The sequence below is a fragment of the Streptococcus australis genome, assembly GCF_901543175.1.
Lineage (GTDB): Bacteria > Bacillota > Bacilli > Lactobacillales > Streptococcaceae > Streptococcus > Streptococcus australis_A.
Genome location: NZ_LR594040.1, coordinates 1,175,765 through 1,190,017 on the forward strand (window position 1 = coordinate 1,175,765; position 14,253 = coordinate 1,190,017).

Sequence of the window (14,253 nt, forward strand, 5' to 3'; positions counted from 1 at the left end):
CATTACAATTCAACAATAATAGCTTTAAGCAAGCCTTTGAAATCACCTTTGACACGCTCTGTTACTTCAACCACTTCCTCATGGTTGAGTTCCTCTTGGAAACCAGCAGCGTGGTTAGTGATACATGAAATTCCTAGAACTTTCAAGCCTGAGTGGGCTGCTACGATAACTTCAGGAACAGTGGACATACCAACTGCATCTGCACCCAATGTCTTATAGGCACGAATTTCTGCTGGTGTTTCATAAGTCGGACCGGTTACACCGATATAGACACCTTCATCAAGCTTGATACCAAGTTTTTTAGCAACTTCATGGGCAGTAGTACGGTATTCTGGTGTGTAGGCTTTAGACATATCTGGGAAACGTGGACCAAAGTCATCCAAGTTTTCACCCATCAATGGGTTTTGCCCCGTCATATTGATATGGTCTGAGATAACCATCAAGGTACCAGGTCCATAACCAATACCACCAGCAGCATTGGTTACAATGACACCTTCACATCCGAGAACTTTCATCACACGTACCGGGAAAGTCACGACTTCAAGAGGATTTCCTTCATAGAAATGGAAACGACCTTGAAGAGCCAAGACCTTGCGGCCTGCAAGTTCACCATATACCAATTTTCCAGCGTGTCCGACTACTGTAGAGCGGCCCCAGTTTGGAATGTCTGTATAATCTACTACAACTGGATTTTCGATTTCTTCTGCTAATTCTCCAAGTCCTGATCCAAGGATTAAACCGAACTCAGGCGCTTGGATTCCCTTATCTTTCAGGAAAGCAGCTGTTTCCTTGATCTTATCTAAAAATGTCATTCTGTGTCTCCTTTATTATTTTTTAGCATTTGACCGATTTTGTCAAAGGTTTTTGCATTGCGAATGGTGATGTTGCGATAAAAAGGCATCTTGAGCAAGTACTTGTGATAGGCAGTTGCATAGTAGGATTCTTCAGAGAATTTCCCCCAGAAAATCCCAAGTCTTCCAAAACGAACCACTTCATCTTTCAGTTCCAAACTTTCAACTTTCTCAATGACTTGATCCACATCCAAGCCTTCTGTATAAAAGAGGACATCTTTTCGAGCCAGGTCTTTGGTCCACCAATTTGGCAGATTCTTCAGCTCTGCTTCATAATCTTCCTGACTCAGCAAGGAAAAGCTCTGAATAAATGGATAATGGACTGCAAAGAAATCCTCTAACTTTTCAACCAATTGGGCTTTGGGATCTGTCGAAGTAAAGAAAATATTGCCACTGTTGATGTAGGTATCAACTTTTTCCAGTCCCAACTCTGTCAATTCTTGACGAAGTTGCGCCATAACAACCTTATTTTTCCCACCGACATTAATGCCCCTTACCAGTAAAGCATAGCGCGTCATCTTATACCAATTTATCTAAGAAACTTTCCCCAATCATGGCAGTTTCAACACCAAAGTTATCTGCAACTGTCGCTGAGATATCTGCAAAATGTCCAACTGGAATGACACCATTTCCCTTAAAGCTAGGGCTGTAAGCTAAAAGTGGAATATATTCACGAGTGTGGTCTGTTCCTGCATAGGTTGGGTCATTTCCATGGTCCGCTGTAATCAAGAGAAGATCATTCTCTCTCATGGCTGCGATAATTTCAGGCAAGCGTTCATCAAACTCATGCAAGCAATCACGGTAACCATGAGCATTGCGGCGGTGGCCGTAAAGGGCATCAAAGTCAACTAAGTTTGTGAAGGAGAATCCTTTTTCAAACTCAGCAAGTCCCATGGTCTTCAATAATGTATCAATTCCGTGGCTGTTTGACTTGTTGTGGCCCATGTCATGATTGATACCAGCGCCGTTAAAGATATCGTTGATTTTACCAACGGCGTAAGTATCGATGCCAGCTTCGTTCAATTTATCCAAAACAGTTGGTGCAAATGGGGATACAGCCAAGTCACGACGGTTTGCTGTACGAGTGAAGTTACCAGGCTCACCTACATATGGACGGGCAATGATACGACCTAGAAGAGCAGGACGCTCAAGGGTAATCGAACGAGCGTATTCACAAATACGATACAGTTCATCCAAAGGAATGATATCTTCGTGGGCAGCAATTTGCAAGACTGGGTCAGCTGAAGTATAGATAATCAACTCCCCAGTTTCCATTTGACGTGGTCCAAAATCATCGATAACAGCTGTTCCTGAGTAAGGTTTGTTGGCTTCACGAATGACCTTGCGTCCGGAAAATTCTTCGATCTTTGTCAAGATTTCTTCTGGGAATCCATTCCAGAAAGTATCGAAAGGTTCTGTAATGTTAAGGCCCATAATTTCCCAGTGTCCAGTCATGGTATCCTTACCAAGAGATACTTCTTCCAATTTCGTCACATATCCTGTTGGATTGCTTTCTGCTGGAACAGTCTTCAACGGCGTTTCACGAGGAATATTTCCTAGACCGATTTTAGCCATGTTTGGCACATTCAAACCAACTGTTTTTGAAATGTGTCCCAGTGTGTCAGAAGCTCCGTCTGGAACTCCTGCATTGACAAAGTTATTGGCATCTGGTGCAGCACCGATTCCCACGGAATCCAGTACCACCAAGTGAATTCGATTAAATTTTGACATAGTGTGTCTCCTTTTATTTCCCTTTTGTTGAAGTTAAAATCTGAACACCGTCTCGTCCAGCAACGATGACCTTATCCACCATTTGGTTGAACAAGCCATGCTCTACGACACCAACAACATGGTCCAATTCTTGCCCAAAGGCAATCGGATCTTCAATGACATCCAAGGCTAGGTCAATGATAAAGTTCTGCATATCGGTCACAAAACGTTGGCCGTCTTTTTCACGGAAACTTGGTTTGTAGCCAGCTCGCTCAAATCGACGAAAGACCTGTTCTGATCCATACTGAACCACTTCTACTGGCAATTTAAAAGCACCTAGTTTCTCTACTAGTTTGCTTTCATCAACCACCCAAATGTATTCTTTTGAGGGCGTTGCGACAACCTTCTCCATCAGAAGGGCACCACCACCGCCTTTGATCCCGTTGAACTGGCTGTCTACTTCATCCGCTCCATCGACTGTCACATCGACAAAGTCCACTTGATCAATCGACTTGAGCGGGATGTTAAGACCTTCAGCCTGTTTACTGGTCACACTGGAAGTCGTTACAGCAGTAATCTGCAAACCTTCTTCCTTAATCCGACGACCGATTTCTTCTACGAAATAGTAGGCAGTTGATCCAGTACCGAGTCCGACAATCATACCATCCTTGACAAACTCAGCAGCCTTGATACCTGCCATCTTTTTCAGATTCTCCACTTAAATACCTCCATTAAAGAGCTACTTTTATTATAACATGTATCCGTTTTTATTTCATGAATACACTTGAAAAACCCGAACATTTTTATTTCGGGTTTTGGTGTCCTATTTAACCATATCAGGATCGTAGTCATAGAATCCTGTATCGAGGAAACGGTTTTTAGGGTGTAACTTGCGCACTTCCTCATCTAACAAGAAGGCTTGGTCATGACTGAAATTCCCCTCTTGGATCAAGCCACGCGCTTGAATAAAAAGTTTAGCAATTTCTACAAAATTCTGACCAGGTGTATAAAGTCCTTCTAGCTTCCAGTGAGTGAAACCATGTTCTACTAATTCTGTCAATTTAGTCATCAAATCAAGGTCATTGTTGGCAAAGATGTGGGTACCATGATTATCCTCAAAGATAGAGTAATGGCTCTCTGGGTCGCTCGGTTCCGCCAAGAAGAGGTCACGTTTACGTGTCTTTTCATCATCGATATGTGTAAAGTTATAGTAGTTTTGTAAGAGCGGACGCTTAGAATGGTGAATGACGCTAGCTCCGTAAACCAAGACTTCAGCAGGAATTTCCAAAATTTCTGGCATCTTGAAGAGCTCAGCAGATGGAATTTCACGCGCCAAAACCGCCTCAGATGCACCAGCCTTTTGACCCCAAAAGTTAATCTGACGACTGCTTGTCACCATAGTTGAAGCATCGTAGATGGTTTTAAAGGAGTAGCCATCACGGTTTACCACGTAAAAGACACCTGCATCTCCAACAGTAATATAGTCTGTCTTGATTTCTTCCAAGAAGTCTAGGAAAGGCTTGATACGGTCCATCATATCTTGGTGCATGAGGGCATTAACTGCAACAATCAATTCCTTGCCTGCTTCATGAACCAACTTAGCGATGGTGCGTAACTCTTCATAGCTAAAGGTTGTTGGCAGACGAAGACCAAAATCTTTCTCACCAACATAGATACGGTCTACGCCAGCTTCGAGTAGTTGTTCAACTTGTTCAATACTTTCAGCAGTTGCTGTAATAATAATCTTTTCCATAAGAAAAATTATACCACATTTCTCAAAAATCAGCTATGAATACTAGGAGTTTTATAAAAAGTCAAAGTCTTTTTTAAAGTTTGCAATCAAAAAGTGAACAGTAACCAGCACCGTCCATTTTCTTTTTTATGCGTGTGTTTCTTCAACTAGGTGGCCATCATTCATGACATAAATACGATCAACCTTATCAAGAAGACGAGTATCATGCGTAATAATAACAACTCCTCTTCCTTGTTCATGGGCAATAGCAGCCAACATCTCCGTTACTTGGTAAGCACGCTGGGTATCTAGACTTGCTGTCGGCTCATCTGCAAGAACGATGCTCGGATTGTTATAAAGCGCTCTAGCAATCGCCGCACGTTGACGTTCACCACCTGATAAAGCCTTGGGATAATGATCTTGTACTTTTGTCAAATCCAACAAGTCAAAGAGCTCTTTTCGATCACTTTTACTATTTTTTCCCTTATCTAGTCTGTCAATCAAATCCAGCTGTTCCTTGACCGTTAGAAAAGGAATTAAGTTTGAAGCCTGGAGAATGAAGCCAAACTCTCTAAAACGGAGATCTGTTTTTTCCTTCTCCGTCAAACTGCCTGTTTCCTTCCCCTTTACCAAAATCTTTCCACTCGAAGCTTCCTGAAGTTGTCCTAGAGTTGTTAGAAAGGTCGTCTTTCCAGAACCTGAAGGCCCAACGATAGCTACGAACTCTCCCGCATTTAGCCGAAAATTCGTCTCATGCAGGGCTACGACTTTCATCTTTCCTTCCCCGTAGGTTTTTGTCACTTGATTCATTTCTATCAATGTTGTCATACAATTCTCCTTATCATTCTGCAATTGCAGTAATCGGGTCCACCTTTAGCAAGCGTGGAAGTGAAATGACACCACCTAGAAGGGCCATCAAGCAAATTACCAAACTTAGGACAGAGTAGGCTATCCAACTTGGGTAGAAAAAGAAGGTAGCTGGTAAGACTAAAATCACTCCACCAATAGCAAGCAAGGCTAAAGCAATCCCCATACCAGCTAGGAGGAAAATTTGACAGAAAAGAGACCATACAATGGTTTTGATCTGTATTCCCTGAGCTCGCATTATTCCATAAAGTCCTAGTTTTTGGATGGTAATAATATAAACAAAAATACCCACAATCAAGCCTGTGATGACAATCATAGCAAGAATCATCCCTGAAAACACATTAACCTGAGGTGTGTAACCAGGAATTTTCGATATCATTTTTGGGATGGAAATCTGTTTCAGTCCATCGCCAGCCACTTCTATATCATTTTTCAACACCAAGGCAGAGATGGAACGATTGGCTTTCAAGGTTCCTTGTAAGGTCCAATAAGTTGTCAGACTCGTAAAGACAACAGGCTCGGTAAAAAACTTATTTCCTTGAGTCAGGCCTACAATCTTGTAACTTGCCTCGCTTCCATTGAGCTGAATGGCATCACCTAGCTTAATTCCATAATTTTCAAAGGACTGATCCACGATAACCTCATCATCCCCTTCAGGGTACCTTCCCTCCGTTAAACTAGGAGAGATAAAAGAGTCCCAGTTTTGAGCAAAGATGGAAACATTGACCTTTTCACTATCATCGACTAGATTGGTCACAGCGAACATATAGCCCAATGGAGCAGCCTCTTCAGAATTTTTATCCTTGTAGTCCTTTTCAGGAATAAAAGATGCCGTCAAATTATCATTTGCGTAGTCAGATAAAACCACACCCGTTGCTTGCCAATTATCAATCGCAGCCCGGTTGTTTCGCACAAGACCAAGAGCTAAACTGGTCATAAAAAAGACCATAAAAGCGATAAGAAAAATGGTAGTTAGAATCAAACTATATCGAAGTTTGTTTCGTACTATTTCTTTGATAGCAAGATACATGCTTGTCTCCTTTAACTTTCCCCAGAGGTAGCAAGAAGGCCACCCAGTCCAATAGACAGAATCGCTGTCCTTCCATCCATTCAAAACAACTCCTACCAATACTCTTCAAAAGTATCCAGGTAGCAACTCAACAAATCATCTTAGGAAAAGCACTTGCTTGCTATCAATTTATATAAGTTATCCTTTCCTTTCTCAGTATATCTATAATAGAGAAGGTCGGGTCATCTGTTTTAAGTGTAACATCCATGCTATCACTTTCTCTAGTGGGTGTCAAGAAGAGTGACTTAGAAGATGATAAGAGACTTTAGTAGTTTTGTAAACATTCTGTAACAATTCTCTGCATAAAAAATGATAAAATAGTTAGGTATTGTTAAGGAGAGAATCATGCCCGCAAGAAAATTAGAAGCTTATGAGTTTGAACAAATTCCCGAATCAAAACAAACTCCGCTTTACCAAGATTACACACCTGAAGCCCCAGTCGGCCCTAACCTAAAAGAGATTTTATTTTTTGTAAATATCGCTTGTTTTTGTATTTTTATGGTGCTTTTTAGCTTTATCTTTTTGGCCTTAAAATTAAATACAGCTTTGTCATTTATCGCTGCTATGGGAACAAGCTTCGCACTTTTACAACTTCAACGAAAGATTATTAAACAAAAGATTTTAAAATAAAGATTGGTACTACTACCAACCTCTTTTCTAGTTATCTGAAAAGACAGTTATAAAACTGTCTTTTTTATTTATTCTTTCGTTTTGGAGGAGATTGGATAGCGACTTTAACTTCAAAAATCGTTCCTCTAGGTTTGTTATCTTTTACGCTAATCGTTCCTCGTAAGGCATCAACAATCTGCTTGGCCAAAGATAATCCAAGGCCAAAGCCACCTTTCTGACGGGTTCTCGCCTTGTCTACACGGTAAAAACGGTCAAAGATTTTCTTCTTGTCAGCAGCTGAGATTCCAATCCCATTATCCGCTACTGTTAGATAGAGGTGGCGATCTGTAGCATAAACCACAAACTCAATTTTCCCATCTCCTTCAGTATACTTGATGGCATTATCAAACAAGATGGTCATGAGTTGTTTTAAGAGCAACTGATCAGTCATAAAGGGACGATAAATCCGATTTTCATAGTCAAAAACTCGATCATTTTCAGAAGCAATTAACTCATAGTTGGTAAAGGTGGTTTTAAAGAATTGTGGAGAAACTTCTGCTATTTCTGGCTTAAGTCCATCATCTCGACGTGCTAAATTGAGAAGGTTGGTTGTAAGGAAGCGCATGTTGCGAACTTCTTCGAGACTCGAAGCAATACTTTCGCTGGATTCCATGATCGTCGCTTCTGGTTTTCGAAAGAGATTTTCTAAACGATTTTGTAAAACGGCCAAAGGTGTTCTCAGTTCGTGGCTCGCATTTTCAACAAAGGACTTCTGCTTTTGCATACTTTCCAGCAAGGGTTTGACACTGACACGGGCAAGGTAAACACTAGCGATTAACGACAGGAGCCAGAAACTGGCCATGACCACTACGATTAAATGCTCATGGTTTTGGCTGATTTGCTCAAGCTGGCTGGTATTGATCAAGACCGCCGCATATTTGACGTTGCTTGAAACAGTGGACGAATTTGTTTCCATCAAGACCATTCGATAGGTTTCTTCCTGACCGTAGCTATTGACAACTTGGATTTGCCGAATATGATTCAACTCTTTCTTGTCCAGTTTGATCTTGTCCAAGCCTAAAAAGCGATTGCCCAATAAGAGCTGATTAAAATCCTTGTCAAAGAGCAAGACTTCCGTATTGGAGCTGACATTGGGCTTGATTTCAGCCTTGCTGGCATCCGCTGTTGCTGGTTGAATATCTTTGACTTCTTCAGTTGCCCGATTAAGGGCTAATTGGATGACAGCTTGAGGGCTAGTGCTAAGGGCTTGTAGTTTTTCATCTACAGAAGTGTAGAGACTCGAGTGCATGACCTGAAGGATAATCAAGGTCATAGCAGAGAAGATCAGGGTGAAAACTCCGAAGTTTCGAATGAAATAGCTAAAATCATCTGCATACCATGTTTTTTTTAGTTTATTGAACATCTTTTAAAATATACCCGACACTACGCAAGGTTTGAAGATTTTCAGCAAAGGCTGTCCCCTTCAATTTCTTACGAACTTTTGAAACATAGACTTCTACAACAGAAATAGTCGTATCGCTATCAAATCCCCATAGACGGTCAAAAATTTGTGTCTTGGGAAGAATGACATTTTGATTTTGAAGGAAGTAAACCAATAACTCAAACTCTTTTCCGAGCAGTTCCACAGGAGTATCTTCCACCTTAACTTCATTCGTTGAAAGGTTGACGACAATGTCCCCATAGGTCAAGGTGTTTTCGTTAAACTTACCTGAACGTTTGAGAAGGGCTTGGATCCGCATTTTGAGTTCTTCTAGGTAGAAAGGTTTGGTGAGGTAGTCATCCGCTCCCAACTCAAAACCATGTCCTTTGTCATCCAAACTTTCCTTAGCAGTCATGATAAGGACTGGTGTCGTAATTCCTTTTTCACGCAATTCTTTCAAGACTTGGAATCCATTTTTTTCAGGCAACATCAGGTCAAGCAAAATCAAGTCATAGACGCCACTTTCAGCTTCGTAGAGACCTTCTTCACCATCAAAGACCTGCATGACATCTGCAAAATCATCTAAAAAGTCAAATACTGAGTTTGACAGACCTAGGTCATCTTCTACTAATAAGATTTTTATCATCAGAAACTCCTCCTTGTTATGATTATTATACCAAAATTGCCTTAAAAAAAACTCAACTCTCTCTTGTTTTCAGATAGAAAGTTGAGTTTTTATTTACATTTCGAACGAATTAAGCTTTAGCATATTGGGCTACAACAGCTTCTACTGCCGTTTTCTCACGCTTAATCAAGTCAACACGCGCTGCAATGTCCTTGATTCCCATCTTGATATTACGGCTAAGAGCAAGGTCAGAGAGTTGTGGTTCAAAGAATTCCTTGTACTCTGCCAAGCGTTGATCTGTTTTAAAGATATGCGATGGGAAGATGACAAAGCTATCAAAGCTCATATCACCACCAAGGGCTGCCTTAATCCAGTCCCAGTTTTCACGCGCCCAAACCCAAACAGTTTCTTGGGTAGCTTGGTGTCCTAGGAATTGGAGATACCATGAAGAAAGGTCTTGTGGTTTCACAACAAACTTATCCTTCCATGAACCAATCAAGGTTTGGATATTATCCGTATCTTTACTATAGGCAAGAGCCCCTGCCAACTGACGTTTGAAGACTGCATCCGTCGCATGAGTGTAGAGGTCCAGATAAGTTGCCACCAAATCCTTGGTCTCATGGTGTTTCATTTCATTGATGAGAACTTGAGCGCGAATTGCTGCTGGAAGTCCTGCAAGATTTTCCTTGTGAGTCGCAAAGATTTGGCTAGCGACTTGACTAGCTTCTGCATCATTGGAGCGAATCATCATGGAAATGGTCAACTGACGAACCAATTCATCTTCATCTGATTCACCATCTTTAGCTTCAAAACCAAGACGGTCATAGTTGTGACGAGCCAATTTAGCAACGAGACGGTTAAAGGATTTCTCAGTTTCTGTTCCTTCATCAATAAAGCGCTCAAGGGCAGAAATCACTTGAGAAACAGCTGAAACAACAAGGTAAGACTCTTCCTTAGCAAGTTTATCAAGGACTGGGAGCAAGTCTGCATAAGAAATGTGCCCTGCTTCAGCAAGCAGACGACGTTCTTGAACGATTTGCAGTTTGCTTGTATTATCAAGTGTCTCTAGCTCAGCAAGAACAGATTCTAACAAGTCTCCTTGATAGTCGGTAATGTAGTGAGCTGTATTTTCAGTGTTGAGACGAAGAGCTCCTTCATTTTCAGCAAGAAGAGCGGCGTAGCCAGGTATTTCGATACTTTCAGTTTCAAGTGTATCTGGCAAACCTTTCCAGTTGCTGTTCAGTGGCACTACCCAGAGGCGGTTCTTGTCTTCGTGCTCACCGATGAAGAATTGTTTTTGTGAAATCTTCAAGACATCATTTTCAACTTTGACAGTGAGAACTGGATAACCAGGTTGTTCCAACCAAGAATCCATGAAGGCTGCCACATCACGACCAGACGCTTGTCCAAGGGCATTCCATAGGTCACGACCAATGGTATTTCCATATTGGTGTTTTTCAAAGTAGGCATGCAAACCTTTAGCAAAATCAGCATCACCGAGCCAACGACGAAGCATATGCATGAGACGGCTTCCTTTGGCATAGACGATAGCGCCATCAAAGAGCGTATTGATTTCATCTGGGTGTTTGACTTCGACATGGACAGACTGAACGCCATCCGTCGCATCACGTTTAAGTGCTCCCGGCACACCACCTGTTTGGAAGTCTTCAAAGATATTCCAACTTGGTTCAATAGCATCCACACAGACGTATTCCATCATGTTAGCGAAGCTTTCATTGAGCCAGAGGTCATCCCACCATTTCATAGTCACGAGGTTTCCAAACCATTGGTGAGCAAGCTCATGGGCAATGACAAGGGCTACCTGTTGACGGCTGGCAAAGGTTGAGTTTTCATCCACAACCAAGTAAACTTCACGGTAGGTTACCAGACCCCAGTTTTCCATAGCACCTGCTGAGAAGTCAGGGAGGGCGATATGAAGAGATTGAGGGATTGGGTATTTAACTCCGTAGTAATCTTCGTAAAACTCGATTGAGCGAACGGCGATGTCGAGTGAGAAATCAAGGTTAGAAAGTGGATGAGCTTTGGTTGAGTAGACACCTACAAGGGTACCGTTTTTAGTTTTAGCGGTCACACCTTGCAAATCACCTGCAACAAAGGCCAACAAGTAGGAAGACATACGAGGTGTCGTTTCAAACTTCCAGATACCTGTTTCCTTGCGGTTTTCAACATCAATCTCTGGCATGTTTGACAAGGCCACTTCACCTTCTGCTTGGTCAAAACGAAGAGCGAGATCAAAGGTTGCTTTGGCTTCTGGCTCGTCCACACATGGGAAGGCTTCGCGCGCAAAATGACTCTCAAACTGAGTAGACAAGACTTCCTTCTTGACATCATCAACAGTGTAGTAAGAAGGATAAATCCCTGTCATGTTGTCTGTGATTTTTCCTGAAAAAGCAATGACTAATTCAACTTGACCAGCCTCAGCTAATTCGATATGCAGGGCTTCATTTTCATGATCAACTGTAAATGGACGAGCTTGACCCGCAACTTCTACAGAAGCGATTTCCAAGTCTTTTTGGTGAAGGGAAATACGGTCACTCTGTGCTTGACCAGTGATGGTCACCTTCCCAGAAAAGGTCTTGGTCTCACGACTCAAGTCTAAAAATAAATCATAGTGTTCAGGAACAAATTGCGTAATAAAATGTTCAACTGCTTGCATAGTTTTCTCCTATTCTAAGTTTAAGAGTTTTACTCTTATTCAAACAAACTTATTATATCATGTTTTACTTAAGAAAAAAGGATTGGACAGTAATTTCCAAAACTTTCTTTCTACTATAGTTTACTGTGGATAAACCTTGCGAAATTCTTCCAAAACAACCTTGCTGTCAGGTGTAAAAGTCAGTCCTGCCTCTCTCAGCCACTCGGCGAAACAGTCCTTATGAACCTGACGCCAATAGGCTAGGGATTTGTCACCTTCCCCTTCCTTAAAGGCATGTTCAGCAGAAACTTGATTAAAGGATTCGACAGAGACCTTTGTAATTTCGACAATGCAGACAGCTCGATCTTGGCTATCTAAAATGATATCAAAAGTTCCTTCTCGCGGAAGGGGTTCGTTATCAACTGCATAAAGATCATAGGCTGAGGCGGTTGCTGTCTTTTCGCCTTTTAAAACCAAATCTGCCAAGAGATCGGCATCTACTCCAAAAGCCCAGGCATCTATCTCATCGCCGATAGAGGGGTTAATTTGCTTGTAAATATTCCACATTTCTTGCGGTGTCATAGGTTACTCCTTTGTAATTTTTTACTTACTTCTTTTACACGTTCTAGGTGGTCTGGATGGTCAATCTCTAAATTAAAAATATCTGGAATAGAACTGTAGTGAATAATGCATTTGATACCCATCTGATTCATTTTTTTATGAAAGAAGCATTCAGATAGCCTGCTACAGCAAAGTCAATTTTTTTCGCCCTTGCTTTATCCTGCATCTGTCTTAGCATATCTAACATTATTGGACTTTCCATATCATGCCATTTACTGTTTCTCACAGTCGCAAAAACAAAAGAAGTCAAATCATTCATTCCAACTATAATCTTTGAAATACCAGTTTCCAGTATCCTGTCCAAGTCAAAATATGCTGACGGTAATTCAATCATTGTGCCGACTTTCCCAGTAAAATCCTGCTGACGCAATACTGTAATAGCTTGCTTTAACTGCTCAGCATCATTGACAAAAGGAAAGATAACAGACAGATTGGGATTGTTTTGATAAACTTCTGTAACGACATTGGACTCAGCCTGAAATTCATTCGGACACGCCAATAAACGCCTAGTACCTCTATAGCCAAACAAGGGATGCCCTTCGTCAAAAAACTCTTTAGTCCCCTCTAGACAATTAGCTTCTGTATTCGTTAATTCTGAAAAACGATACCAAACTTCCTCATCAGAGTACAAGGAGCAGATAGTATCTAGATAATCTTTTATAAATTGCTGACAACTTGGTAACAGGATGTTTTGATTGAGCTCTCTTAACAAGTATTCCCCACGAATCATACCAATATGGTGAAATAGCTGAGGATAAACTTTTTTAATAATTTTTTCCCCACTAAGAGCCAGTTGGTTTTGCATGTCCATTCACCTCGTCTTAAGAGATATAATATCAGCTATCATTATATGACACTTTTCTCTAGTTCAAAAGCTACATAAGGTCCAATTAACTCATATCCTAAAAATTCTGCTACTTTTTTGGAAGCCTCGTTATGAGCATCCCAAAGAGGAATCATATCTCTATTCAAACTCTCTAGAATCATTGCAGCACCAAGCTTTTTAGCAAATCCATTTCCTTGTTCGTTTGGTCTAGTTGCAACTTCCACTTCAACTGCTCCACGGTAAACTAACCCTGAGGAAATCCCAGCAATTAGTTCATTATTTTTAAGAACCACAAAGCCAAATCCACCTTTCAATGCAAAATCCTGGTAGGACTCAAAATCTCCCTTTAAATCTTGTGACCATTCTTCCTCAGAAAAGCAGTTATAAATATGATTATCAATAGGCACAATACTGTAACCTTCCTCTAAATGAGTAACTAGATCATTTAGAAATTCAACTTGAAAATTTGCCTTATCTTTAAAAGAATAGCGAGTAAAAGAAATTAGCCCCACTTTCTGATGCAGAAAATTTTGCCAATTAGTATTTTCTGAAATAATAATCTTATAATCTAAACCATATTTCCTAACAAAATCTTCCCAAAATCTGGAATTCAACTTCCCTGCTAGGTATAGAAAATTCCCAACATCATAAAAGCTTGTTGTCCTATCACTGTTTCGGTAGACAGTTCCGATTTGAGATTGAAGACCATAGAGAACCATATTTTTCTTCCATGTTTTAAATAGTTCCATTATCTCCCTTCTTCACCTTCCAATTTCTATAGCTTGTCATATCTAATTCTGGAAATCCTAGTAACTCTGCCTTAACCTGCAACACTAAAGGAGAAGCATTATCAGCAGTAATTTCTTCCAAACTCAACCAAAGTGCATTTGCTGAATCATTACTTCCATCAAGAACTTCATGAGGAAGTGATTTTTGATAGCGTTCGAAATCAAGTACTATATCATAAAAGGCCATGATATGATGTACTGCAAAGTCTTGCCCATCTTCTTGAACCAGCACATCATAAATCCTAGGATTAGCATAACCATTAACCTTATATCCCGTCTCTTCCAGAACTTCTCTCTTGAGGGTTTCTGTCAGCCCTTCACCTACTTCCTGGCTACCACCAGGTAGATCAAAACGATGTTGATAAGGACCTCTCGTTTTCTCAATGCAGAGTAACTTCCCATTTTCAAAGCAAACGCCATAAACACCAAAGTGTTTTTTGATTTCCATCCAACTCCTC

General features: G+C 40.9%; 14 protein-coding genes and 1 pseudogene. 1 reads left to right on the forward strand and 14 read right to left on the reverse strand.

Features of this window, described 5'->3' with window-relative positions:
• Positions 1–2: 2 nt before the first annotated feature.
• From FGK98_RS05850 to FGK98_RS05880, 7 genes are all read right to left on the reverse strand, one after another.
• The gene (locus tag FGK98_RS05850; RefSeq protein WP_138100441.1) at positions 3–812 is read right to left on the reverse strand and encodes a purine-nucleoside phosphorylase; all 810 of its coding nucleotides are present in this window, start codon (positions 810–812) and stop codon (positions 3–5) included.
• Positions 809–1,369 carry a DUF1697 domain-containing protein gene (locus FGK98_RS05855; RefSeq protein WP_138100442.1) on the reverse strand — a complete coding sequence of 187 codons (561 nt, stop codon included), beginning with the start codon at positions 1,367–1,369 and terminating at the stop codon, positions 809–811. Before FGK98_RS05855 ends, FGK98_RS05850 begins: the two co-directional genes overlap by 4 nt.
• Before the next feature lies 1 nt (position 1,370).
• Complete coding sequence (locus FGK98_RS05860; protein ID WP_138100443.1) at positions 1,371–2,582, reverse strand: phosphopentomutase; 1,212 nt, start codon at positions 2,580–2,582, stop codon at positions 1,371–1,373.
• Positions 2,583–2,595: 13 nt separating this feature from the next.
• Entirely contained in the window at positions 2,596–3,279 is a 684-nt protein-coding gene (rpiA, locus tag FGK98_RS05865; RefSeq protein WP_138100444.1) for a ribose-5-phosphate isomerase RpiA, read from the reverse strand.
• A 105-nt stretch (positions 3,280–3,384) separates the two neighbouring features.
• The gene (locus FGK98_RS05870; protein ID WP_000411181.1) at positions 3,385–4,314 is read right to left on the reverse strand and encodes a peptidase U32 family protein; all 930 of its coding nucleotides are present in this window, start codon (positions 4,312–4,314) and stop codon (positions 3,385–3,387) included.
• 126 nt (positions 4,315–4,440) lie between these two features.
• Positions 4,441–5,121, reverse strand: coding sequence for an ABC transporter ATP-binding protein (locus FGK98_RS05875; protein WP_138100445.1), 681 nt, complete (start codon positions 5,119–5,121; stop codon positions 4,441–4,443).
• A gap of 13 nt (positions 5,122–5,134) precedes the next feature.
• Positions 5,135–6,190: an ABC transporter permease gene (locus FGK98_RS05880; protein WP_138100446.1), complete on the reverse strand. Its 1,056-nt coding sequence runs from the start codon at positions 6,188–6,190 to the stop codon at positions 5,135–5,137.
• Between the two features lie 384 nt (positions 6,191–6,574).
• Between FGK98_RS05880 and FGK98_RS05885 the strand changes: the two genes are divergently transcribed.
• Positions 6,575–6,859, forward strand: a complete 285-nt coding sequence (locus FGK98_RS05885) for a DUF3270 domain-containing protein (RefSeq protein ID WP_138100447.1) — start codon at positions 6,575–6,577, stop codon at positions 6,857–6,859.
• Positions 6,860–6,923: 64 nt separating this feature from the next.
• Here FGK98_RS05885 and FGK98_RS05890 read toward each other — a convergent pair whose 3' ends face one another.
• The 7 genes and pseudogenes from FGK98_RS05890 to FGK98_RS05920 form a co-directional block, all read right to left on the reverse strand.
• On the reverse strand, positions 6,924–8,261 hold the full coding sequence (locus tag FGK98_RS05890; protein ID WP_138100448.1) for a sensor histidine kinase: 1,338 nt from the start codon (positions 8,259–8,261) through the stop codon (positions 6,924–6,926).
• A complete protein-coding gene (gene ciaR / locus FGK98_RS05895; RefSeq protein WP_000590630.1) occupies positions 8,251–8,925 on the reverse strand; it encodes a two-component system response regulator CiaR in 675 nt (224 codons plus the stop codon). The genes FGK98_RS05890 and ciaR overlap by 11 nt, the downstream gene beginning before the upstream one ends.
• Positions 8,926–9,034: 109 nt before the next feature.
• Positions 9,035–11,581 carry a M1 family metallopeptidase gene (locus FGK98_RS05900; protein ID WP_138100449.1) on the reverse strand — a complete coding sequence of 849 codons (2,547 nt, stop codon included), beginning with the start codon at positions 11,579–11,581 and terminating at the stop codon, positions 9,035–9,037.
• Between the two features lie 120 nt (positions 11,582–11,701).
• Entirely contained in the window at positions 11,702–12,142 is a 441-nt protein-coding gene (locus tag FGK98_RS05905) for an ASCH domain-containing protein (protein ID WP_138100450.1), read from the reverse strand.
• Positions 12,139–12,986 (reverse strand): annotated as a pseudogene (locus FGK98_RS05910) (putative PEP-binding protein). The gene FGK98_RS05905 and the pseudogene FGK98_RS05910 overlap by 4 nt, the downstream one beginning before the upstream one ends.
• Before the next feature lie 41 nt (positions 12,987–13,027).
• Entirely contained in the window at positions 13,028–13,756 is a 729-nt protein-coding gene (locus FGK98_RS05915) for a GNAT family N-acetyltransferase (RefSeq protein WP_138100451.1), read from the reverse strand.
• Positions 13,743–14,243 carry an NUDIX hydrolase gene (locus FGK98_RS05920; RefSeq protein ID WP_138100452.1) on the reverse strand — a complete coding sequence of 167 codons (501 nt, stop codon included), beginning with the start codon at positions 14,241–14,243 and terminating at the stop codon, positions 13,743–13,745. The genes FGK98_RS05915 and FGK98_RS05920 overlap by 14 nt, the downstream gene beginning before the upstream one ends.
• Between the last annotated feature and the right edge of the window lie 10 nt (positions 14,244–14,253).

Excerpts from the sequence above, each read along its gene's own strand:
- FGK98_RS05850 (WP_138100441.1), bottom strand. The coding sequence starts at position 812 with ATGACATTTTTAGATAAGATCAAGGAAACAGCTGCTTTCCTGAAAGAT.
- FGK98_RS05855 (WP_138100442.1), bottom strand. The coding sequence starts at position 1,369 with ATGACGCGCTATGCTTTACTGGTAAGGGGCATTAATGTCGGTGGGAAA.
- FGK98_RS05860 (WP_138100443.1), bottom strand. The coding sequence starts at position 2,582 with ATGTCAAAATTTAATCGAATTCACTTGGTGGTACTGGATTCCGTGGGA.
- FGK98_RS05870 (WP_000411181.1), bottom strand. The coding sequence starts at position 4,314 with ATGGAAAAGATTATTATTACAGCAACTGCTGAAAGTATTGAACAAGTT.
- FGK98_RS05875 (WP_138100445.1), bottom strand. The coding sequence starts at position 5,121 with ATGACAACATTGATAGAAATGAATCAAGTGACAAAAACCTACGGGGAA.
- FGK98_RS05880 (WP_138100446.1), bottom strand. The coding sequence starts at position 6,190 with ATGTATCTTGCTATCAAAGAAATAGTACGAAACAAACTTCGATATAGT.
- FGK98_RS05885 (WP_138100447.1), top strand. The coding sequence starts at position 6,575 with ATGCCCGCAAGAAAATTAGAAGCTTATGAGTTTGAACAAATTCCCGAA.
- FGK98_RS05890 (WP_138100448.1), bottom strand. The coding sequence starts at position 8,261 with ATGTTCAATAAACTAAAAAAAACATGGTATGCAGATGATTTTAGCTAT.
- ciaR (WP_000590630.1), bottom strand. The coding sequence starts at position 8,925 with ATGATAAAAATCTTATTAGTAGAAGATGACCTAGGTCTGTCAAACTCA.
- FGK98_RS05900 (WP_138100449.1), bottom strand. The coding sequence starts at position 11,581 with ATGCAAGCAGTTGAACATTTTATTACGCAATTTGTTCCTGAACACTAT.
- FGK98_RS05905 (WP_138100450.1), bottom strand. The coding sequence starts at position 12,142 with ATGACACCGCAAGAAATGTGGAATATTTACAAGCAAATTAACCCCTCT.
- FGK98_RS05915 (WP_138100451.1), bottom strand. The coding sequence starts at position 13,756 with ATGGAACTATTTAAAACATGGAAGAAAAATATGGTTCTCTATGGTCTT.
- FGK98_RS05920 (WP_138100452.1), bottom strand. The coding sequence starts at position 14,243 with ATGGAAATCAAAAAACACTTTGGTGTTTATGGCGTTTGCTTTGAAAAT.